Genomic DNA, 22,427 nt, shown 5'->3' on the forward strand with positions numbered 1-22,427 from the left:
TTTTGCTTTTTCAAGCAAGCCCTCAATGTCCATCTAACACGCCAAAACGCAACTTATCCTGTTTCCGTATAACTCCACAAATCGGAGAATTATCTACCTGGTGTTTTTGTGCCAGAAGAATTCATCGCTTTCTGGATAACTCCACATATTGGAGAATTATCAACTCAAACGCCCTGTTCCTGCCATCACATCTATTCAGAAATCAGAGAATAAAAAATTACATCCTTAGGATACAATTCATTCGAAAAAGAATCAAGCCCAGTTAAGAGCCCCCTTAAATCGTCATATAAATACAAATTTTTAACAAAAATCGATTTTTTGTTAAAATGTATTTTTATTGTCATATTTTCACCCCCCGCCAGCCTGGTAAAATCGCGCATATCCTACAACTCAAAGTGTTGAATTCTTCCTCTTGCAGAATTCAACACTTTCTGTATAACATGAGTATACAGAGATTATACAGAGGAGAGAAGACAGATGTTGGCAGAAAAACAAGAAACAATCAAAACGCTAATGCCTGCATACCGCAAACTTTTAAGCACAAAAAGCATACACCCCCGCAACCACTTTTTCTACCAGCGCTGGCTGCGCTTGTATCTGGAGTATTGCCAGCAAGAGCAATGCTCACCACTTACTCAGAACAGATTGCGCCTTTTCTCGACCAAATTGCCCCACTCTTGAAATCTGATTTTCTCAGAAACCAGGCCAAAGAAGCAGTGCTCTTGGGCATTACTATGTTTCGCCCCACCCAGCCCCCAGCGTCTGGCCATGCTCAATAAACGGGCCTCGGCCCACAGTTTCAGGCACAGTTTTGCCTCCCATTTGCTCCAGGCCAATGTGGATATCCGCACGATACAAGAATTGCTTGGCCACTCTGATTTGCGCACGACCCTGATCTATACCCACACCGTTCCCAGCAGCACCTTGAAAGCGGCGATCAGCCCCCTCGATCTTGAGTCTTAGCCTGCATCGCGTTGCTTCCATTGGTGTGAATGCCCATGCCTGCGATGACGAAGCGGCAGAGCGCCTCTGGGCCCTCAGTGAAGAGCTGCTCTCAGCGCGCTGAGCCTGCCCGAACCCTTGACGTGGGCCCCCGCTTCAGGGGATGATAAGAAAGTTATGAGCGCAGAACATCTTACACATTCCCATTCACACCCCGATGCCAGTCACAGGCTTGAGCAGGCTTTGGATCTGCTCAAAGAGGCACGTCTGAAACTGACCCGCCCACGCAAAGCCCTGATTGAGGTTTTGGTGCGGGAACATGGGCCTTTCACGATTGAAGAACTGGCCCAAAAGATCCACGATACCCCCTGCGACCCCGCCACGATTTACCGCAATATGGACGCCTTTGAAGATTTAAACCTGGTGCGCCAATGTGATTTTGGCGATGGCATGGCCCGCTACGAAATGATTGGGGCCGACGAAGAACATCACCACCATATTATCTGCCGCAAATGCCGCAAGCTGGAACTGATCGATCTCTGTTTTGTTAAAGAATTGGAGAAACTTGTGCGCGATCGCGGCTATATTCAGGTCAACCACAGCCTGGAGTTTTATGGCATTTGTGCCGACTGTCAGGCAAAATCAGGGAAGTAGCCAAGCCGCTTTCAGGGCCTGGTATTCTGCCTCGGGCATTTGCACCAGAATCGGGTTTTTGGATTGATCCAGCCAATGCAGCAGGATCTCAATATTTTGTTTAGAAAGTGCAGTGCAACCAGAAGTACCACTGCCATCCCCTTTCCAGAGATGCACAAAGATGCACGAGCCTGAAACCCGGTCGGGGGGCGTATTGTGTTCCACGAAAAGGCCCCAGCGATAGGCTCCTTCATCGCGAAGGGCATCCAGCTTCATATTTTCATTGTCGCCGTCATGCTTCCAGTCGCGCTTGACCTGGTTCTGCTCCACAATCTGGTTATAATAAACCGATTCACGGGCCCCAATGCAGCGGGTCTCATCCTGCAGCAGCAGATAGGGCATTTTCAGCCAGGGTTTGACCGTTTCAGGCCGGGCCAACCCAAAGACCGTGCCCAGGCGAAAAACCCCAGCTGGGGCGCGTTTATCCCCTTCTTTGCGAAAAGCCTCTGGGGCCGCCAGGGCCTTGGAATGCAGCCCCTGGCCCCAACCCATGCCTTTTTTGCCCACAACCACGGGCATTGCTGAGCCCACGGCCTGCCAGGCTGTTTCGCTATTCGGGCGTTCAAAGCGTTGCAGTTTTGCCGGTACAGCGTTCCAATCGGCGCTAATCACGCGCAGCATTTGCTGCGATTGGGGGGGAATCGGGTTTTCAGGCAAGGGGCTGAGCAGGCCCAGACTCAGTGCCAAACCAGCAAGCAGGCCTGTCATAGGCTTTCCACAGGCACTTCAAACTGCTCAAAAAACTGGCGGCGCATGGGCTCAAGATATTTATCCCGCAATTTGGGCAGAAAATCTTGCAGGGTATTGCGCAACTCTTCAATCAGCTCGGGTTTTTCAAGCTTCAAACCACAGTAATTGAGCAGGCTGCTGTACCAGCCCTCCCAGGTTAAATCAAGCAGAATACCGGCCTCATGGCTGCGTTTGGGCTGAAGCTCCTGCACAAAAACCTCCACCAGCCCCGCCAGCATACCCCGCGCCAATTCCAAGAGCTGGGGCACTTCACTGCCCCCCTCCTGCAAGATAAAATGGGCGAGTTCATACACAAACCAGGTCAGGCGATCCGCAGGCAGATAGGCAAACGACTGCATCGCCTCGTGAATCGTGGTCTGGGCCACGGCCTCAAGCTGCAAGCGCTCTGAGCGACCCCGTTGAAAGACCTGTTGCACAAAACGCTCAATCCGCTTCAGGGTAGGCGCATTCAGGGTTGGGCGTTGCTCCTTGCGCAGCACATCCTTGCGCCAGCGCTCCTGAACATGCTGCCCAAACTGCGAAGTGCGCAGGGTATTTTCAGCGGGAATCTTGCTGTGACTGAGCAGCAGATCCGAAATCTGCTGGGTGGCCAGGGTAAACGAGACCCCTTTGCCGGTTTCATTTAAATGCCCAAAGCCTTTGCTGGTATCGGGCAAGACGATTTGGTTGGCAAAAACCGAGCTGCCGTGAAACACGCCATAGACATCGCGCATCACACTGCGGGCCCAGCCTTTGTTGAGGATATAAAAGACAAATTCCCAGTCAAAAGGGCTTAAATTCTTAACCGTATACTGGTCAGAGCGGGTCAGCGAAGCGCGCAGAAAATTGCGGATCAGTTTATTGGCACTCCATTCCAACGAAATCCGGTCAAACAGAAAACTCTGCTGCTGGTTTTCAAGCCGTTTCAAAGCCTGTTCCTGAATCGCGAAAAAGGAATTCGAGCTGCAGAACATATAATAAATCACGGCGGTCAGAATTTTTTCAAGCGCGGGTTCTGGCTCCGTTACCATCAAACGCAGTTCTTCGGTTAAATGGGGCAGGGGAACATCGGTCAGCAGTTTTAAGTGCAGCAAAATACTGAAATAGCGCAAAAACACTTCCTGAGAGTGGTGGGGCAGCACATAGGCGCTGTAGCGCAGCATGTCTTTGATCGACAGGCCCTGCATCAGTTCGGCCAGATAAAAGGGGCTGCTCTCATCCTGCCAATGTTCAAGCAGGGCGTAAAGCGGGGGCAACCACTGAATCAAGGTATCTGCCTGGCTGTGAAAATCTGGAATCCGCTCGGTTTCAATCATCACCTCACGCACCGAGCGGGGCTGGGGCAATTGAATCGAATCGGGCAGCGAGGAAAGGGTTTGGGTCAGCCGTTTCGGCGAGACCAGCTTATCGACGGGCTCAAAGGTCAATTGCGAAATATCTGGCAATTCTGAAGTGCGCGCCAGCTTGATCGCCAGGGGGCGGCGTCTGCGGCGGGGTACGGCCTGCTGCGGCCGGTTGCGCAGTTCCAGCAAGACCTCGTCCACCACCAGCCGAATCGAACGGTAGGCTTCGCGGGAGGGGTGGCTGCGCAATTGCTGGGCCGAAATATCCTGAATCTGGTAGAGCAGCGAGCGCAACACCGAAACCCGGTGGTCTTCAGCGTTCAGCACTTCCCAAAGCTCATGCCTAAACTCGCCAAGATTGCCATCTTCTTTGGCATAACGCGCCAGCACCATCTTGGCGAGGGTTTGCAGCAATTCTTCTTCGGCAACCGTCTCGGGGGTGCGCGCCACAATCTCCAGCAGCGAAGGAATCGAAAAACCACTGAGTGCAGAAGCCAGCTGGGTTGGGGCACGTTCGTCCCAATTCGAGGCGATCGCAGAGACGGTCTCTGTGAGGCGATCAATTTCCTGCCGGGTTTCTTCTTCGTGCACTCAGTCGCTCACTTTCAATTCTGGGGTTTGCTGGGCATCACCGTGCGCAGATGCAATTCTTCAAGCTGCTCGCGAGAGGCCGTGCCGGGGGCTTCCGTCATCAGGCAGCTGGCGGCCTGGGTTTTCGGGAAGGCAATCACTTCACGGATTGTTTCCTGACCCGTCATCAGCATCACGAGGCGATCCAGGCCATAGCCCATGCCACCGTGGGGAGGCGCGCCATATTCAAAGGCCCCCAGCATAAAGCCGAATTTGCTCTGGGCTTCTTCTTCGGGAATACGCATGGCCTGAAAGATTTTTTCCTGCAAATCGCGGTTGTGCACACGAACACTGCCGCTCGACATTTCCACGCCATTGATCACCAAATCATAGGCCTGGGCGCGCACAGCGCCGGGGTCGCTGAAGAGCAGATCCATATGTTCAGGTTTGGGCGAAGTAAAGGGGTGGTGTTGGGCTTGCCAATTGCCACTCTGTTCATCCCATTCAAACATCGGGAAGGCGTTGACCCAGAGAATATCCCAACGGCTGTGGTCAATCAGATTGAAGCGTTGGCCCAGATCAAGGCGCAGGCGGCCCAAAACATCGTGAACCACCTTGGCCTTATCTGCCATCATGATCACGATATCTCCGGTCTGGGCTCCTGAAGTGCTTTGAATCGCGCTCAGCTCGGCTTCGCTAAAGAATTTAGACACAGGCGAAGTCAGGCCTTCGGGTTTGTAAATAAACCAAACCAGGCCTTTGCCACCATAGCGGATGCTGCGGCTGCGCAGTTGATCCAATTCATTGCGGGTCATTTGATCGGCAGCGCCTTCCAGGCGAATGCCCTTGATCAGCCCGCCGCCCTGGGCCACCGAGGCAAAGGCTTGGAAATCTACACTTTTCATGATCTCGGTAAAATCTACAAATTCCAGGCCAAAGCGGGTATCCGGTTTGTCAGAGCCATAGCGGTTCATGGCATCGTCATAGCTCAAAACGGGCAAGGGCAAGGGAATCTCCACATTCAAAACTTCTTTGAAGAGATGGGCAATCAGGCCCTCGTTCATGCTGCGCACGTCCTGCTCGTCCACAAAGGACATTTCCAAATCCAATTGGGTAAATTCAGGCTGACGGTCGGCGCGCAGGTCTTCATCGCGGAAGCAGCGGGCAATCTGAAAATAACGCTCCATGCCCGAAACCATCAGAATCTGTTTGTAGATTTGCGGGGATTGGGGCAAGGCATAGAAATGGCCAGGATGCACGCGGCTGGGCACGAGGTAATCGCGGGCGCCCTCGGGGGTGGTTTTGATCAGCATCGGGGTTTCAATTTCATAAAAGCCCTTGTCTGAAAGATAATTGCGAATCACTTGGGTCACGCGGTGACGCACTTTCAGGCGCTCCTGGACCTTGGGGCGACGCAAATCCAGATAGCGGTATTTCAGGCGCAGAGGCTCATCGATATTCAAATCGTCATCAATTTCAAAGGGCGGGGTTTTGGCAGTATTCAGAATTTCAAGCGCCTCAACCTTAATTTCCAGGCGGCCGGTGGGGCGATCTTCGTTAATTTTATCTGCGTCTCTTTCTTGAATACGGCCTTGGGCGGCCACTACAAATTCATTGCGCAGGCGATCCGCAGCGCCATGGGCTTCTGGATTGACCTGGGGGTCCATGACCAGCTGAATCAGGCCTGAGCCATCGCGCAGGTCTACAAAGACCACGCCACCGTGGTCGCGGCGGCTTTGTACCCAGCCACAAACCGTGACGGTTTCTCCCAGGGGGGCCTGGAGCAAAGCTGTTGCCATATGGGTGCGTTTCAATTTCATGCTTCTATTCCTGTTATCTCGTTTGTCGTGATTTGCTTTTGTCTTGCGGCATTGGCCTTTTCCCGCAGGGCTTCCTGATCGATAAAATCCTGAAGAATTTTAACCGCCGCCACCTGATCGATCATCGCCTTGCGCTTGCGTTTTTTCATGCCGGTGGCAAGCATTTGCTCCTGCGCGAATTCGCTGCTGTGGCTCTCGTCGATAAAGTGAAGTTCAAGATCTGGAAATTCCTGATGGATACGATTTGCAGCCCCCTTGCTGTAACGGGCCTGTTCAGTCATTTCACCATTGCCGCCCAAAGGCAGGCCCACCACGATTTGTTTGGCCTGAAATTCCTGCAGAATTTTTGCAAGTTCTGCCAGATCGTCTTTCCAGGATTTACGTTGAATCGTCGTGACCGGGCGCGCGAACCAACCCATGGGATCGCTGACTGCGATGCCGATGGTGCGGGTTCCTACATCCAGGCCGAGTACTCGGGGTTTGGGTTGCATTGGTTACTCCAGCGGGGGCTCGTTCAGGCATGAATTTATGCAAACTCCCTGAACACACTATTTTAACCCGGATTGCGTTGAGTCGGAAATGCGTTTGCAAACGAAGCAGCTCAGACAGGGCTCACACAAGCCTTTACAAAACAGCTTTGCAATGTGAGCAAGTTATCAGTCAGCCTGTGAGCAGACTAACTTGCCTATTCGTCAAGATCGGTTTGAATAGAGGTATCACACGCAAGAGGTAAATGGGATGCAAGTAGACAAAGCCGCCTGTTTTCAATTGGTACAGAGTCTCTGGGGGGGAATTCACGAGCGAATCCAGCGACTGAATACGGTTCACGACAAACGCAGGGTTTTAAAACAAGCCCACAGCCAGCTCATGCAAGAGCTTCCTCTCCCCAGTGGCAGCCCCAACCAGCAGAAGGCCCTTGAAATATTAAGAGCCCAGGCCTGCATAGAATTGTTTTGCAAGCGTCGGATAGAAAAGCTCAAGGCCTCTGCTTTGCCCGATGCACAGAAACAGAATCTGATTGCAGATTTGGCTCTGAATTTAAGCCAGTCTCAAGCTCGCCTCTCAGCCCAGTGGCCCGTTTTAACCCCCGAAGAAGAAGAAATTCTGCCCCTGCTTTTGATGCGCCAAAGCCTTGAAGAAGAGTTTTCAATGCTCTGGATGCAGCTCAAAAAAGAGGCAGACCGTCAGGAAATTGCCTAGAGGCTACCAAAATCCAGAACTTTGGGTGCTGAGCCATTTGCGGGCCAAAAGATATGCACGGGCGCAGGCCGACCGGCGACGCCCTCATTTTTATTCAGAAAATATTTATCCCGCCGACCGGTTTCTGCGGTTTGTTTGAATCCCACGGTCGAGGTATTGCCCTTGTGCACCTCATAGATATTGACCGGCAGCTGATAAAATTTTGCATTTTGCACCGCTTTTTTATATGAAAAACGCTCAACACTGGGATCCAATCCCTTCCCACCGGGCCCCAACATGCTTTTGTGTAGCAGTTTTTCAAGCGCCTGAATTCTTTCTTTTTCGTTGGGGTTGTTTAAGGCCGTCAGGGTTTGATTGAGCACATCCACGGCCTGGGGATCGGCAGGAATTTTTTCAATCGCAGCCTGGGCCGTACTGATCAGGGTCAGGCTCGCCAAGGTCAACAGTCCACTGAGAAAAGGTTTGGTTTTCATCATTTCGCTCCGCTTGTGATTAAAAGATGGAAAAATCATAACAAGGGTTTAGAAAGCTGCCAAGCTTTGAAATAACAGAAACCAGTACAAATTGTTAAACTTTGTAAAAGATCCGCGCCAGAACATAGCCCAGACTGACAGCTCCCATACTGCCCACCAAATTGAGGGCGAGATTGAACAGGGCCCGCAAGGGGGAGTGTTGCAGCCAGAGTTCAAGGGTTTCAATACTGAAGGCCGAAAAGGTGGTTAAACTGCCTAAAAAGCCCACCATCACCAGCAGTCGCAATTCAGGGGGTTCTTTCAGGCCGTGGCTGAAGGCTTCCAAAAGATAGCCAGCCACAAAGCAGCCGAGTAAATTCACACAGAGGGTTCCCCAGGGAAACCCCGGCAAATAGTGTTTAAGCGTACCCACCATCAAATAGCGGGAAATAGCGCCGGCAGCACCCCCAAAGGCGATCGCCAGCAGATGATTCAATGAAACAGACACAGTGATTCCTCCCTCTAAAATTGGAGTAGGAATCATCAGCCCCTGCGGGTAGTGGGGCGGTTTGGGGAGTCCCTGGCCGAGTCCATGACCAAAAATAGTTTAACATGTCTCCTGCCCGCTGCAAGAAGTTAAGTTTAATCTAAAAATTGTTAAAGAACCGTAAGAAATTTTGCATGCGTTCCGATGAAAAAAACATGGGGAATTTTTCAATTTATAACGCACCATCAGGAAACAGCATCGGACAGGTCTCTCGCCTGCTCGGGCGAACTCAAGCTGCGCCCCAAACCCAAGCTCCCGCCAGCAAACTCCCTCCCCTTCCCGCCCACTGGAAACCCGATACCTTCCAACAAAATGCTCCCCAAGGCCAAATTCCCGCTTCAGGCAGTTTTTTACTTTCCCCTGATCTGCTCAAGACTTGGAATTCTGTTCCCCAGCAAGCTCCCCAAGCCACTCAACCGGCCCGCCCCCTGCCGGTACTGCCCAGTTTTCCCGCCCCGGTTCAGGCCCCCAGCTTGCCCGATTCAGCCGAAGATAGCGATGGCGAAATGGAAGATCCTGAATTGCTCGATCTTCCCGATGCGACTGATACTCCTGCCAGTGCCCCCAAACTCCAGTGGCCAGAAACCATTCCCCTGCCACGCCCCAAACCCCGGCCAGAACGCAGCGAGACCTACCCCAAAGAGGTGCATGATACCGGTCTGAAAGACAAATACGGTCGGGGCATCAGCCTCACGGGCGAAGCCGAAGCCGGTCTGCGTAAAATTCAAGACATCGCCCGCAGCAAAGGCATCAAAGTCGAAGTCTTTTCTTCTTACCGCAGTGTCGAACACCAACGTCAGCTCTGGAACAAAGCCCTGAAAAAATATGGTTCTGCTGCCAAAGCACGCAAATGGGTGGCTCCCCCAGGTCACAGCCGACACAATGCGGGCAAAGCCATCGATCTCAATCTGCTGCGCAATGGGCGCAAAATTTCGCAGCGGGAATTTGATGCGATTATTGCCCAGGCCGGTATGTACCGCCCCATGTCCTGGGAAGGCTGGCATATTGAACCGCTCTCAACCCGTTCCAGCCGAGGCCATTAGGCCGTGACAGCCCCCCTCTGGCAGGCCGAATACGAAATTTCACACGCCCAGGCCCAGGCCCTGATCAGCCGTCAATTTCCAGAACTCTGCCCGCTCGAGCTTCATTATTTGGGCCAGGGCTGGGACAACCAGGTCTTCAGCGTCAATCAAGACTGGCTCTTTCGCTTTCCGCGCCGAAAAATCGCCCTGGATTTATTGGCCACCGAACTCAAACTGCTCAAGCCCCTGGCAGAGGTCCTGCCGCTTCAAATTCCTGTGCCCCAGTTTCTAGGCCAACCTGCCGACGATTACCCCTGGCCCTTTGCAGGTTATCACCTGATCTCTGGCCAGAGCGCCTGCCAATGCGCACTTTCACCCGCTGAACGCAGGGCCATGGCCCCACGCCTTGCGGATTTGCTCAAAAGCTTGCACACCCGCCCAACAGCTTGGCGGGAACACTATCAAATCCCCCCCGACCGCCTGCAAAAAGTCAACCTGGCCGAACGCCTGCCACAAACCCGTGAGCGCCTGCGCGAAGCCCGAGACAAGCGTTTGCTAGAAGAGATCGAACCCTTTGAACACTTTCTGGCAGGCCTGCCCGCAGAAACTCCCAGTGATCGACCAAAGGCTCTGGTGCATGGCGATTTGTATCTGCGCCATTTAATCGTCAACGAAAATCACGATTTGGTCGGAATCATTGACTGGGGCGATGCCCATTGGGGCGATCCTGCTACCGATTTATCGCTGGTTTTCGCCTTTCTGCCCCCCTCTGCCCGCCCAGCGTTTTGGCAAAGCTACGGTGAGGTTTCTGAACTCACTCAAAATTTGGCCCGCTTTCGCGCAATCTTTCACAGCCTGGCCCTGCTGCTCTATGCCGAAGACACCGCCGATACTTTGCTCTTCAATGAGGCCAGGCGTTCACTTGGCTGGATTTTAAGTGAGCAAATTGACTGAAGTGCAACCCAACTTTGACTGTTCTTTGACACAGTCGCCCCTCCGCTTCACCTAAACTGAATTCAGAGTTTTGCAAAAGGTGGCCAAAATGTTCAGTTTTCTTCCCTCGCCCCTGCTGGGGGTGCTTTCCGCCTCGATGATAGTTTTAAATACCCTTTTTTGGTGTGCCACCCTGGTTCCCCTGATTCTGCTCAAGTTTATTCCGATCCAGCCCCTTCGCCATTTCAGCACCCTGGGGCTGATGTGGCTGGCCAACCATTGGGTCGCAGGCAATAGCCTGATCATGAAACTGACCCAAGACACCGATTGGGATGTGTCTGGGATTGAGCAACTGGATCTGCGCAAATCCTATCTGGTGATCAGCAACCACCGCTCCTGGACAGATATCTTCGTGCTTCAGCACGTCTTTCAGGGCAAAATTCCCTTTCTCAAATTCTTTCTCAAACAGCAGCTGATCTGGGTTCCGCTTTTGGGCGTGGCCTGGTGGGCGCTGGATTTCCCCTTTATGAAGCGCTATTCACGCGAGTATTTAGAAAAACATCCTGAAATGCGCGGCAAAGACATGGAAACCACCCGCAAACACTGTGAAAAATACAAGCAATACCCTGTTTCAGTGATCAATTTTTTAGAGGGCACCCGCCTGACCGAGGCCAAGCTCAAGCGCCAGAACTCACCTTACCAGCAGCTTTTAAAGCCCAAAGCGGGCGGTGTGGCCCTGGTCTTATCTGCCATGGGAGATACCCTCAGTGAAGTCTTGGATGTCACGATTCTCTATCCAGGCCACCAAAAGCACAAACCCTTCTGGGCGCTCTTGAGTGGGCATTTGCCTGAAATCACGGTCAAGGTGCGCACCCTGCCCTTGCCTGAAAATGTAATCGGTCGGGATTATCTCAATGACCCCGACTACCAGCAACAAATTCAGACCTGGGTGAACCAACTCTGGCAAGACAAGGATCAGTTAATTCAAGCCACCCAAGCCGCCTGGCAGAGCCAGCACCCAGACACACGCCAGCCTGCCCCCCAACTTGAAAAAGTCTGAGCGACTTGGGCTCAGCCCTGTTTTTGCAGCAGCATCAGCCCATTCCAGAAGCTGGGATGGCCGTTATTGCAGGTTTTTTGTTCAAACAGCAACTGGTATTTGCCGCCTTGGTCTTTGAGAAACTGGTGGGTGGCGGCATAGGGTGCGGTTTCATTGATATCGTCAACGAGCACCCAGGCACCAGGGGCCAGATACGGATCAGCCATCAGCAGGCCCTCGTATTGCGCCTGGTAAGCATGATCGGCATCATAGAAATACAGACCGATCGGCTGGTTGATATGAAAATTTTTAAAATAGTCTCGAAACTCCATTGAATAAAAGGCGTGCAGCGGGCTGCGCAGGCGCTCAAACCAAGCCCTGAAATGGGGTTCAGGATTGCTGGGCGGCAAATACAGATTTTGATTGGAAATGATCAAATTCGAAAAATTATCCACGCCAATGCAGATTTTATCGGGGTTGCCCAAGAGTCCGGCCAGAAAAGTATAACCATACCAGGTGCCAATATTCAGAAAGCACTGTTCAGGCGGCATTTGCCTGACCATTTCATGAATCAAAGCGGCAATCGCAAAACTACTCAGTTTCGGAATTTGTTTGAGGGGAGCCAAGAGCTGTTTGGTTTCAGTGTCTTCTTCAGGCAAAAGGGTCTGCTCCCACTCCCAGGCTTCGGCATCTCCCTGGCTGGGATAGGTCATGGGGCTATAGCCCTCAAAACGAATCCCATTTAAATAGCTTAAAATATCCAAAACTCTGCGCACTCCTCTGCTCTGTTCGCTAGTCGCTGCTGGCTTGTGGGGTTACAATACCCTTTATGTATTCTAACCTGAAACAATTCAGCCATGCTTGAGGCCCGCGAACTGGTCAAAACCTACCGCATGGCCCAGCAAGAGGTACAGGCCCTACGCGGCGTCAGTTTTACCGTTGAAGCCGGTGAAATGGTCGCGATTATGGGGCCCTCTGGTTCAGGAAAGTCTACGCTGATGACGCTTTTGGGCTGTTTAGACACCCCCACTTCAGGCAGCCTCAGTCTGGATGACGTCGATGTCAGCCAGGCCTCAGAGGTTGAACTCTCGCATATCCGCAACCAGAAAATTGGCTTTGTCTTTCAATCCTTTAATCTGCTCACGGATATGACTGCGCTTGAAAACGTCGCTCTGCCCCTGTTTTATGCCCGCCTGCCCAAACACGAACGCATGGCAAGGGCCCAGGCCGCGCTGGAACATGTCGGCCTGGGAGAACGTATCCACCACACCCCTTTGGAGCTTTCTGGCGGTCAACAGCAGCGGGTCAGCGTGGCACGGGCCTTGGTCGGCAAACCAGCCCTGCTTCTTGCCGACGAACCCACAGGTGCGCTGGATACCCGCACCAGCTATGAAATCATGCACCTGCTGCAAAATTTGAACCAGGAGGGAAGCACCCTGGTGATTATCACCCACGAAATGGACATCGCCCGCTGCTGCCGCCGGATTGTGATTCTGCGCGATGGAAAAATTGAATCCGATACCCCCAATACCCCCTGGCGACCTGAATTGCCTGAGGAGGAAGCCCATGCCTAAACGTCTTTTGGCAGCCAGTGTGCTGAGCCTGGTGCTGGCCGTTCTGCCGGTTTCTGCGGCTGAATTGCCCCTGAATTTGCAAACCTGTATTGAAATGGCACTCAAAGCCAATCTGGGCTTGCAGGTCAGTCGGCTCGATCCTGCTATCAGCCAGATGGAGTTGGCCCAACAACGCGCCCAATTTGGTTTAAAAGCCGGGGCCCAGGCCGGTTTAAACCAAAACGTCTCCCCCACCAATACCTCGTTTATTTCAGGGGCTTCGGTTCTGAATCAAACGCGACAGAATTACAGCCTTTTTCTTGAGCAATCCCTGGCCACAGGGGGCAATCTGCGCCTGGAACTGGATCAAAACGTGCAGGAGACCAATTCCACCCGCGCCGATCTCAACCCGGCCTATACCCCCCAATTGGCGCTGAACCTGAGCCACCCGCTTTTGCGCAATAGCCTGAATGGCCTGCGCCAGATCTCGGTCAAAGAAAACAGCCTCAAATCTGCCGCCTGGAATTACAAAGCCCAGGCCATCGATACGGTGGCAGCCGTTCAGGATGCCTATTGGAATCTGGTTTTCTACCGCGAACGCATGCGCGTTCAGGAGCGCTCACTCAAAATCCTTGAAGATCTTTTGCAAATGAACCAGGAGAAAATGAAAGCGGGCTTCATGTCAAGGATTGACCTGCTTCAGACCGAAGCCAATATTGCTTCGCGCCGGGCCAATCTGCTCGATGCCCGCCGCAATCTTGAAAACACCCAGGATCAACTCAAACAGCTGCTCAACCCAGGTGCCAAAGAGAGTCTGGTTCAATGGGATAGCGAGCTGCTTCCAGCCGATCAGCCCCAGTTCAAACCCTATGCAGTCGGCCTTGAAGCAAGCTATAAGACGGCCCTGAGTTCCCGCCCCGACTACCTGATTCAGGAACTCAGCCTGAACAACAGCCAACTCCAGGAAGAAATCGCAGGCCAGAACCGGCTGCCGCAATTGAATCTTCAAGGCAGTTCAGGCCTGCAAAGTCTGGATGGTAGTTTTTCAAATTCGCTCTCAAAGATGTTTGGCCTGCAAACCTATTTCTGGTCCTTGGGCCTGAATTTTGAAATGCCCGTGATCGGCAATAGCTTTGAAACCCAATACCAACAGGCGGTCTTGGTGCGCCAGCAGCAGGAAACCCGACTGCGCGATCTGCGCCAGCAAATTCTGCGTGAAATTCGCCAGGCCACCCGCAATGTGGAGATGACAGCCCAGCAGGTAGCCGCCACCGGCCTGGCCAAACAATTGGCAGAAGAACAACTCAAAGCCCAAACCGAAAAGCTGAACCTGGGCCTGACCACCAATTTTCAGGTTTTGCAGTTTCAAAGTGATTTTGAGCAGGCCTCTTTGGCAGAGGTCAATGCCGTGATCGAACATATTCGCGCGATCAACCGCCTGCAAAAGGCGGAAGGAACCTTGCTGGAGGCGGTAGGCATTTCATGGGCGCAAAGTTAAGCCTTTTGGCCTTGAGCTGCCTGCTCTGGGCTTGTCAGAACGTTGCCAGTGAAAACCAACAGGCCAGCGTGCACCCGATCCGACAGGATTTTGTGCATTGGGTTCAATCGGAGGGGGAACTGCAACCCGTGGTTCAGGAAACCCTCAATGTTCCTGAGCGCATGTGGGGCACCCTTGAAATGCTTTTGCCTGAAGGGCAGCAGGTCAAAAAAGGCCAGGTCATTGCCAAGGTCAATTCACGCCATTTCATTGAGCGCATGAACCGCTATATGGAGCGTTCCACTGAAGAACGGGCCAATTTAATGAAACAGCGGGCCGAATTGCCACTCGAACGGCTCAAGATTCAATCCTCAGTCCAGGAAAAACAAAGACAGACCCAAATTCAAAAACTGGAAGAAGAGCTGGTCAAAGAGGGCCCTCGCAGCGATGAACGGGTCAAGGCCAGGATTGAAGCTGAACTGGCGGCTCTGCGGATCGCCCATTTTCCGATCGCTGAAAAAGAAAACCTCTACAACAAGGGCTATTTGCCCGAACAGGATCTGAAAACTGCCCAGCAGGATCTGCTGGCACTTGAAACCACGCGCGAGACCTCTGAACTGACGCTGCAGCAACAGACCCAAGCCTACCGCGCGCCTGATATCCAGGGCGCGGGCCTGAAAACCCGCAGCGCCTCGCTCGAAACCCGAATTGCGGAACTGGAAGGCAAATCCCGCCAATCGCTGCTGCGCACGCAAACCCGCAACCAAAGCAGTCGGGTCAAAGGCTTTGACCGCCGCTTTTCAAGTATGCAGGAACGCATGAATGGGGCTGAAATCAAAGCGCCCTTTGATGGCACGATTCTCTATCCCCGACTCTGGGGCAACCAGATTCCCACCGTGGGCATGGAAGTCTGGAACGGGTTGCCGATCGTGCAGGTCGTGCGCACTGACCAATTGCGGGTTTTGACACGGGTCGATGAATTCAGAATTCCCTTTGTCAAACTGGGTCAGCGTGTGCGCTGTACCAGCCCCGGTCTGCCCGGTCAGGTCTTTATGGGCAAAGTCGCCAAAATTCAAAAACTCGCAAAATACAAAGATGAATCCAAGCCCACAGGTTTAAAATACTTTGAAATCGAAGTCACCCTCGACCAGCTGCCCAAAGAACTCAAGGCCCATATGCGCGTGCAGACTGAAATAGAAGTGCAAAGTCTGAAAAATGTCTGGACTCTGCCGCTTGAAGCCCTCGAAGAAAAGGATCAGAAAGCGCATTTGAAACAACTCACGGCTGGCAAAGTCGAAAACCGCGAAGTTAAAATTCTGGCCCGGAATGAAGATCAGGCCGTGCTGGCGGGTGAATTCAGCGGCCAAGAAGAAATCCTCTTGGGGAAAACGCCATGAAACGGGGAGCAGCGTTGATCCTCTGCCTGCTCTGTGCCTGTCAGGCCCAAACGACACGAGAATGGCAGACCCTAACCGTGCAAAGCGGCGCATTGGATCTCAGTCTTCACGAAAGCGGAGAGGTGGTTTCACAATCGGAAACCTCGCTGCGGATTCCCTTTGATGGCAAAATGACTCAATTATTGCCCGAGGGCACCGTTGTGAAAAAAAACCAAGTCATTGCGCGCATGGACACCTCCAGCCAACAGACCGAACTGGACAATGCCCGCTTTTCTTGGGATGAAGCCCGTTTTGATCAGGATCTGGCCGCACTCAATCGCCAAATACGCATTGAACAGACCCAAAACACCCAGGAACAGGCAAGATTCAAGGCGCGCTTAGAAGAGCTGAAGCTTCTGAAACTCAAGACCGAACGCGACCCCGTGGCGCTGACTCGGGTCCGTGAAGGCTTAAAAGCCCTGGCGCAAAGACAAGAGATTTTGAGTTTGGAAGCACGCGAGCGCAAGCGTCTGTTTGAATTGGGCTATCTTTCCCGTGAAGAGCGGGATCAGGCCCAACTTCAACTCGAAGAATCTCAAAAAGAGCAAAAACGCCTTGAGGCCGAACTTTTGGTTTTGCAGCAGGGCCCCCGCCCCCAGGAAATTCAGAAACAGAAAGTCCAGCTTGAAAAAGCGCGCGCGGCCATCAAACTGGCAGACCGCGAAGGCAAGGTGCAGGTGCGGGTCGCTGAGGTCATGAAACGCTCTGCCGAAAGTCGGATTAAAACCTATCACAACCGCATGAATTATTACCAGGATCTGATTCGCAGAGGACAGCTCACCGCTCCCCTGCCGGGCACTTTGGTCTATGGCAAAATGCGGGTCGGTCAGGACATGATTCCCGTCAAAGCAGGAGATTCTGTCAAAGAGGGCATTGAAGCCGTGCGTTTGGTCGATCTGCAACAGCCCTTGATTCGCCTGACCCTGAATGAAATTGACGCGCCCCAGGTGCAACTCGGGCAGAAGGTCAAGGTCAGCCTGGATGCTTGGCCTGAATTGGTTTTAAAGGGCGAGGTTACCCGCTTACTTCCCATTGCACGCCAAACCCTCAGCAATGATGCCCTGGAGATTCAGGGCATTACCTGTGAAATTCGCCTTGAAAAACCCGATCCCCATCTGCGCCCCGGCATGACCGCCCAGGTCGATATCCAGATTCAGGCCATGAAGGGGGTTTTAACGGTTCCCACCCAAGCCCTTCAGCAAAGCAAGAGCGAAAGTTTTGTCTGGGTTTTAGAGGCTGGCAAAGCCCAAAAGCGCAAAATTAAAACAGGCAAAAGCGATGCCTTGAACACGTTGGTACGCGAAGGACTCAAAGCCGGGGATACCGTGATCTTAAATCCACCCCCAAGCGGCAGGGGAGATTCAGATGCCTAAAGCCTTACTCTTGCTGCTGATCTTCGCTTTCAGTGCCTGTCAGAAGCCCGTCGAAAGCCCCAGTGAGTCTGTGGGTATTCACCCCCAAAAGGGGGTCTACCTGCGCCAGGTCGAAATGGTAGGCGAAGTCGAAGCACGTTCCCAGGTCTATTTGGCCCCCGCTTTCAGCGCCAAACTCGAAAAAATCGCAGAGGATGGCGCCCAGGTAAAAAAAGGGCAGGAGGTGGCCCGCCTCGATGTCAAAGACGAAGAAGAGGATCTCGAAGATCAAAGCATGGAAATGGATGCCGCTCGCAATGCCCTGATGGAGCATGAGCGCAGCACGGCGGGTGAAAAGGTCAAACTGGATGCCGAAATTCAAAGGGCCCAGGCCGATCTGGCCCAAGCAGAGCTGGCTTTGCGTGAACTCTTGGCTGGCACCCGCAAAGAAGAGCTTGAAAAAAAGGCCCTGCAACTGCATTTAACCCAAAAAGCACTGGAGCTCTCCCGCTCCAACCTGGGGCTGAAAGAAAAACTGGCGCAAAAAGGCATGAGCACCCAGCTGGAAGTTTTGCAGGCCCGTTTGGATCTGAGCAACCGCGAACGCGATTTTCGCATTGCCGAAGCAGAATCCCAACAGGCCCGCGAAGGTGCCACCCGCCTGAGCCGTGAAGAAGCGCGTGTCCAGGTTCAGCTTTCAAAATCTGCCCTGGCCTGGGCGCACAAGAACAAAACCCTCAGCCTGAAAAACCTCGAACTTGAGCGCAAAAAGAAACAGGCCAAATTAGACAGCGCCAGCTTAAAGGTCAAACGCCTCAAAGACCGCATCAAGCAATCGACCCTGCGGGCCCCGATTGCCGGAACCGTTGTGATCAACCGTACCTGGACCCAAGAGGGTTTGAAGCGGGTCGGTGTCGGCGATGAGGTTTCAGAAGGCAACCCCTTTATGTCGGTCGCAAATCTGGCCGATGTCAGAATACGCAGTGAACTGGATGAAACCCTGATCCGTGAAGTCAAACCCGGTATGGAGTGCACGATTGAACTGCCCAGCATGAAGGGCAAATTCTTCAAGGCCAAAATACTCAAAATCGGCGTTTTGGCGCATGAGCGCAGCCAACGCCAAAACACCCAGGGCCTGAACAAGGTCTTTGATCTTGAAATTCTACCCACCGCCCAAGAGGGCCTGTTTAAACCGGGCACCAGTGTGGATATTCGCCTGCCGCTCCAGCGCAAAGAAAACGTGTTGATGGTGCCGCGTGAAACCGTCTACCGCGATGCCAAGGGGCACTATGTGCGCTTAAGCAGCGGAGAAAAGCGCAGCGTCAAGGTTGGCGAGGCCAATCCCAAACAGGTGGTGATCCTTTCAGGTTTAAGCCTTGAAGATACGCTGCAACTGCCAGAAAGCTCAGAAGCAGACACCCCCGCAGAACCCACCCAGGGAGGAAAATCGCCATGAATTTTTGGCTGGAGAGCTTGTGGTATGCCTTAAAAAGCCTTTACCAACACCGTTTGCGCACCTTTCTAACCATGTTGGGGGTAATCTTTGGCGTCGGCGCAGTAATCGCCATGCTCTCGATTGGCAAAGGCGCTGAGCAGGAAATGATCGAACAGATTGCCGCTTTCGGCATCAACAATATCCGGGTCTATGCCCGTGAACTGAATGAATCGCAAAAAAAACAGGCCGAAAGAACCCCTTCGCTGGGGCTTTCCTATGAAGACGCGCTCTATCTGGCGCGTACTCTGCCCCATATTGAAGCCGTCGCACCACAAAATCTGCTCGACAAACCCATCACCTACCGGGATTTAAACCCTGAAACCCAAGTGGTGGGAACCACCCCTGAATATCTCGGCATTAACGGGCTGCATCTTTCTGAAGGCCGGTTTATTAGCTCAGACGACCTGCTCTATTACCGCAAGGTCTGTATTCTCAGTTCAGAACTCTCACGGCAGCTTTTTCTGACCGAAAACCCGATTGGGCGCTGGATCAGCATTGGCGGACAGCGCTTTGAGGTTGTGGGGGTGCTCAATGCCCGCCAGGCCACCAAGCAGAGGGTTCAGATCCGCTCACGCCCGCTTGAAAAAGATGTCTATATTCCAATTACCACCTCGTTAAAAAAATTTACGTTGACGCCTGCGGAAAATACCCCGCACAATCAAATTGAATACAATGTGGTCGATGAAATGTCTTTGCAGGTTTCGGGCCCAGAATATCTGAGCAGTACCCGCCAGGCTTTGAAGCAAATTTTTAAACGCCGCCATTTTGGCATCCCCGATCTTGAAATTGTGGTGCCCACCGAATTGCTTGAACAGAGCCAAGCCACGCAACGCCTGTTCAATCTGGTTATGGCCTGTATTGCCGGACTTTCGCTTTTGGTAGGCGGGATTGGCATTATGAATATTATGCTCGCCAGCGTCACCGAGCGCACCCGCCAAATCGGCATTCGCCGGGCCGTGGGCGCGACACCGGGGGATATTCTGATTTTCTTTCTTTTAGAATCTCTTTTGATTTCCTTGATTGGCGGTTTAATGGGCATCGGTGTGGGCGTGGGAATCAGCCAGATCGTCACCGTGGCAGCCGGATGGAAAACCATCGTTTCGGTGGAGTCGATCCTGCTCTCCTTTGGTGTCTCTTCACTGGTTGGGATCTTTTTTGGGCTCTACCCCGCCTGGCGGGCCTCAAAAATGGATCCCATTCAAGCACTTCGCCATGATTAAAGGAGGCCCCGCTTTGAATTTTGCTCCCCTGCCAGAATTCGATCCCCAGGAGATTTATCAGGCAGTTTTTGAAAACTCCCGCGATGCAATTGGGCTTTCGCAGGCAGGGAAACATGTCTTTGTAAACCCGGCCTATTGCAAGATGTTTGGCTACCAAAGCAACCAGGAACTGGTGGGCCGCTCGATCCTCGATTTGATCGCTCCCTGCCAACGCTCACAAATCCAGAAATATGTCAAAATGCGCGAAACAGGCGAAGATCCTCCCAATTTTTATGAGACCAAAGGGCTACGCAAGGATGGCAGCACCTTTGATATGGAGGTAACGGTTTCAAGCTATCTCAAAAATGGGGGTGTTTATACCCTGGTGATTCTGCGCGATATTTCCGAACACAACCGCGCGCTGGAATTGCTCACAGAAAGCGAATCGCGCTTTCGTATTCTGGCTGAGTCAGCCCCTATCGGCATCTTTTTTCTCGACAATGATGAAAACTGCCTGTTTGTAAACAGCAGATGGCAAGAAATCACTGGCTTAAAGCTGCATGAATACCTGGCCACAGGTTGGCTCAACCTGATCCATCCCGAGGACAGAGAATTCGTCATTCAAGAGTGGACCGCTCAGCTCCCGAGAACGGGTCAATTTCAGCTTGAGTTTCGCTTTCTGCGCAGAACGGGGGAAACACGATGGATCTCGATGCGCGTCAGCAGCATTGCCAATATTTACGAAGATGTTTTGGGCTTTGTTGGCACGCTCGAAGATATTTCTGAACGCCGACAATCTGAAAACCAACTTAAATCTGCGCTTGAAGAACGTGAAGTGCTGCTGCGCGAAATTCACCACCGGGTCAAAAACAATTTTCAGGCGATTATGAGTCTTTTAAACCTGCAAATGCGTAAACTCAAAAACCCTGAATTGAAAAAAATTCTCCAGATTTCCCGCGATCGGATCCGCAGCATGGCGCTGGTGCACGAGCAACTCTATGAGTCTCAGAATATGGCCCGGATTGATCTGCAAAAATACCTGCGTCAGTTGACCCGCGAACTCACCGTTCTCTACCAGGAAACCCCCAATCTCCGCATCCAACTCTCACTCGAAGCCCTGCACGTACCCTTGGAACAGGCCATGTATTGCGGCCAGCTCTTTACTGAAATCTTGGCAAATGCGCTTAAAAATGCCTTTCCTGAGCCCCCTGAATCTCCTGAAATTCAGATTGTGCTGCGCTCAGCAGGATCCAGGATTGAATTGGAAATGCAGGACAATGGCATCGGCTTTCGACCTGATTTCAGAATAGAACACAGTACCACCCTGGGATTGCGCCTGATCCTCTCTCTGGTTTCACAATTACAGGGCGATTATCAGGTAAGCTCAGAAAATGGATTGCATTGGAAAGTCACTTTTCCCCTTGCTTCTCCGGCTTCTGAGGCTCAACCCACCCGCTAGGGTGTGTTATCCTGACAGGGGTTCCCTGTGAAATCCAGAGTGTTAGCCCGTGAACTGAAAGGAAGTTTTTTGTGCCTTCGCAAGCCCGTATTTTAAATTTTTCGGCAGGACCTGCCGTTTTACCTGAACCCGTACTGGAGCAAATCCAAGCAGAAGCCCTGTCTTTACCCGGCATCGGCATGTCTGTTCTGGAAATTAGCCACCGCTCAGCTCCTTTTGAAGCCATTCTCGAACAAACCCTCAGCGATTTGAAAACCCTCTTACAAGTGCCCGATGGCTACCGCCTGATCTTTTTACAGGGGGGGGCCTCGCTTCAGTTTTCCATGATTCCGCTCAACTTTCTTTTGCCCGGTGCACGGGCAGGCTATATTGACAGTGGTTCCTGGGCCCGCAAAGCGATGGGAGAAGCCCGTCGCGAAGGCGAAGTGATTACCCTGTGGAGCGGCAAAGCAGGCGGCTACCGCCGCATGCCCCGTCAGGAAGAACTCGAAACCCCTTCTGATTTGGCCTATCTTCACCTCACCTCCAATGAAACCATCGAAGGCATCGAACTCTTTGAGGATTTTAATACCGCTGAAACGCCCTTGATTTGTGATGCGTCTTCAGATATTCTCAGCCGTCCGATCGATGTTTCTCGCTATGCCATGATCTATGCCGGGGCTCAAAAAAATATGGGCCCCGCCGGTGTTACCTTTGCCCTGATGCGCGAAGACCTGCTGGCCCGCAGCCGTCGGGGCCTGCATACCATGCTGGATTATTCAACCTATGTGGAAAACAATTCACTTTACAATACCCCCCCCGTTTTTGCGATTTATGTGGTGGGTCTGGTGGCCCGCTGGCTCTTGGCACAGGGAGGGCTGGAAGCCGTCTCAGAACTGAATCAGAAAAAAGCCAGCTTCATTTACAAAGCGATCGACAGCAGTGAAGGTTTTTATCGCGGCCATGCCGAAGAGAGCAGCCGTTCGCGTATGAATATTACCTTCCGGCTGCCCAGTGAAGAACTTGAAACCGCCTTTGTCAATCAGGCGGCAGCCCTGGGCATGGATGGCTTAAAAGGGCACCGTTCTGTGGGCGGAATTCGTGCCTCTGTTTACAATGCCTTTCCCCTTTCAGGCGCAGAGACCCTCAGCGCCTTTATGCGCGAATTTGCACGTAAGCAGGGTTAA

General features: G+C 52.5%; 22 protein-coding genes. 14 read left to right on the plus strand and 8 right to left on the minus strand.

Going from position 1 to position 22,427, the window contains the following annotated elements; translation table 11 throughout:
* Positions 1 to 191 precede the first annotated feature (191 nt).
* Complete coding sequence (locus tag COW20_00865) at positions 192 to 380, minus strand: hypothetical protein (protein ID PIW50803.1); 189 nt, start codon at positions 378 to 380, stop codon at positions 192 to 194.
* Positions 381 to 768: 388 nt separating this feature from the next.
* Between COW20_00865 and COW20_00870 the strand changes: the two genes are divergently transcribed.
* Both COW20_00870 and COW20_00875 read left to right on the plus strand, forming a co-directional pair.
* Positions 769 to 963, plus strand: a complete 195-nt coding sequence (locus COW20_00870; protein ID PIW50804.1) for a hypothetical protein — start codon at positions 769 to 771, stop codon at positions 961 to 963.
* Between the two features lie 156 nt (positions 964 to 1,119).
* On the plus strand, positions 1,120 to 1,596 hold the full coding sequence (locus COW20_00875) for a transcriptional repressor (protein ID PIW50805.1): 477 nt from the start codon (positions 1,120 to 1,122) through the stop codon (positions 1,594 to 1,596).
* Here COW20_00875 and COW20_00880 read toward each other — a convergent pair.
* The 4 genes from COW20_00880 to COW20_00895 are packed head-to-tail and all read right to left on the minus strand — an operon-like array spanning position 1,585 to position 6,588.
* On the minus strand, positions 1,585 to 2,343 hold the full coding sequence (locus tag COW20_00880; GenBank protein ID PIW50806.1) for a hypothetical protein: 759 nt from the start codon (positions 2,341 to 2,343) through the stop codon (positions 1,585 to 1,587). The two genes, COW20_00875 and COW20_00880, sit on opposite strands and share 12 nt — an antisense overlap.
* Positions 2,340 to 4,298: a hypothetical protein gene (locus COW20_00885; protein PIW50807.1), complete on the minus strand. Its 1,959-nt coding sequence runs from the start codon at positions 4,296 to 4,298 to the stop codon at positions 2,340 to 2,342. Before COW20_00885 ends, COW20_00880 begins: the two co-directional genes overlap by 4 nt.
* A 14-nt stretch (positions 4,299 to 4,312) precedes the next feature.
* The gene (locus tag COW20_00890; GenBank protein PIW50808.1) at positions 4,313 to 6,097 is read right to left on the minus strand and encodes an aspartate--tRNA ligase; all 1,785 of its coding nucleotides are present in this window, start codon (positions 6,095 to 6,097) and stop codon (positions 4,313 to 4,315) included.
* Positions 6,094 to 6,588, minus strand: coding sequence for a Holliday junction resolvase RuvX (locus COW20_00895; GenBank protein PIW50809.1), 495 nt, complete (start codon positions 6,586 to 6,588; stop codon positions 6,094 to 6,096). Before COW20_00895 ends, COW20_00890 begins: the two co-directional genes overlap by 4 nt.
* Before the next feature lie 247 nt (positions 6,589 to 6,835).
* Here COW20_00895 and COW20_00900 point away from each other — a divergent pair, with 247 nt between their 5' ends.
* Positions 6,836 to 7,297: a hypothetical protein gene (locus COW20_00900; protein PIW50810.1), complete on the plus strand. Its 462-nt coding sequence runs from the start codon at positions 6,836 to 6,838 to the stop codon at positions 7,295 to 7,297.
* Here the strand turns inward: COW20_00900 and COW20_00905 are convergent.
* Positions 7,294 to 7,773 (minus strand): hypothetical protein, encoded by a 480-nt coding sequence (locus COW20_00905; protein ID PIW50811.1) that lies wholly within the window; start codon positions 7,771 to 7,773, stop codon positions 7,294 to 7,296. The genes COW20_00900 and COW20_00905 overlap by 4 nt on opposite strands.
* Before the next feature lie 91 nt (positions 7,774 to 7,864).
* Positions 7,865 to 8,293, minus strand: a complete 429-nt coding sequence (crcB, locus tag COW20_00910; GenBank protein PIW50812.1) for a fluoride efflux transporter CrcB — start codon at positions 8,291 to 8,293, stop codon at positions 7,865 to 7,867.
* A 137-nt stretch (positions 8,294 to 8,430) separates the two neighbouring features.
* Here crcB and COW20_00915 point away from each other — a divergent pair, with 137 nt between their 5' ends.
* The 3 genes from COW20_00915 (at position 8,431) to COW20_00925 (ending at position 11,311) form a co-directional block, all read left to right on the plus strand.
* Entirely contained in the window at positions 8,431 to 9,339 is a 909-nt protein-coding gene (locus COW20_00915) for a hypothetical protein (protein PIW50813.1), read from the plus strand.
* A 3-nt stretch (positions 9,340 to 9,342) separates the two neighbouring features.
* Complete coding sequence (locus COW20_00920; protein PIW50814.1) at positions 9,343 to 10,272, plus strand: hypothetical protein; 930 nt, start codon at positions 9,343 to 9,345, stop codon at positions 10,270 to 10,272.
* 88 nt (positions 10,273 to 10,360) lie between these two features.
* Complete coding sequence (locus tag COW20_00925; GenBank protein ID PIW50815.1) at positions 10,361 to 11,311, plus strand: acyltransferase; 951 nt, start codon at positions 10,361 to 10,363, stop codon at positions 11,309 to 11,311.
* 11 nt (positions 11,312 to 11,322) lie between these two features.
* Here the strand turns inward: COW20_00925 and COW20_00930 are convergent, their stop codons facing one another.
* The gene (locus COW20_00930; GenBank protein ID PIW50816.1) at positions 11,323 to 12,054 is read right to left on the minus strand and encodes a hypothetical protein; all 732 of its coding nucleotides are present in this window, start codon (positions 12,052 to 12,054) and stop codon (positions 11,323 to 11,325) included.
* 93 nt (positions 12,055 to 12,147) lie between these two features.
* Here COW20_00930 and COW20_00935 point away from each other — a divergent pair, with 93 nt between their 5' ends.
* The 8 genes from COW20_00935 (at position 12,148) to COW20_00970 (ending at position 22,427) form a co-directional block, all read left to right on the plus strand.
* A complete protein-coding gene (locus COW20_00935) occupies positions 12,148 to 12,864 on the plus strand; it encodes a macrolide ABC transporter ATP-binding protein (GenBank protein ID PIW50817.1) in 717 nt (238 codons plus the stop codon).
* Positions 12,791 to 14,341, plus strand: coding sequence for a hypothetical protein (locus tag COW20_00940; protein ID PIW50818.1), 1,551 nt, complete (start codon positions 12,791 to 12,793; stop codon positions 14,339 to 14,341). Before COW20_00935 ends, COW20_00940 begins: the two co-directional genes overlap by 74 nt.
* On the plus strand, positions 14,326 to 15,717 hold the full coding sequence (locus COW20_00945; GenBank protein PIW50819.1) for a hypothetical protein: 1,392 nt from the start codon (positions 14,326 to 14,328) through the stop codon (positions 15,715 to 15,717). Before COW20_00940 ends, COW20_00945 begins: the two co-directional genes overlap by 16 nt.
* Positions 15,714 to 17,129, plus strand: coding sequence for a hypothetical protein (locus tag COW20_00950; protein PIW50820.1), 1,416 nt, complete (start codon positions 15,714 to 15,716; stop codon positions 17,127 to 17,129). The genes COW20_00945 and COW20_00950 overlap by 4 nt, the downstream gene beginning before the upstream one ends.
* Positions 17,122 to 18,564, plus strand: coding sequence for a hypothetical protein (locus tag COW20_00955; protein PIW50821.1), 1,443 nt, complete (start codon positions 17,122 to 17,124; stop codon positions 18,562 to 18,564). The genes COW20_00950 and COW20_00955 overlap by 8 nt, the downstream gene beginning before the upstream one ends.
* A complete protein-coding gene (locus COW20_00960; GenBank protein PIW50822.1) occupies positions 18,561 to 19,823 on the plus strand; it encodes a hypothetical protein in 1,263 nt (420 codons plus the stop codon). Before COW20_00955 ends, COW20_00960 begins: the two co-directional genes overlap by 4 nt.
* Entirely contained in the window at positions 19,816 to 21,261 is a 1,446-nt protein-coding gene (locus COW20_00965) for a hypothetical protein (protein PIW50823.1), read from the plus strand. The genes COW20_00960 and COW20_00965 overlap by 8 nt, the downstream gene beginning before the upstream one ends.
* Positions 21,262 to 21,350: 89 nt before the next feature.
* Positions 21,351 to 22,427, plus strand: coding sequence for a 3-phosphoserine/phosphohydroxythreonine transaminase (locus COW20_00970; protein PIW50910.1), 1,077 nt, complete (start codon positions 21,351 to 21,353; stop codon positions 22,425 to 22,427).

The sequence above is a fragment of the bacterium (Candidatus Blackallbacteria) CG13_big_fil_rev_8_21_14_2_50_49_14 genome, from assembly GCA_002783405.1.
Taxonomy (GTDB): Bacteria; Cyanobacteriota; Sericytochromatia; order UBA7694; family UBA7694.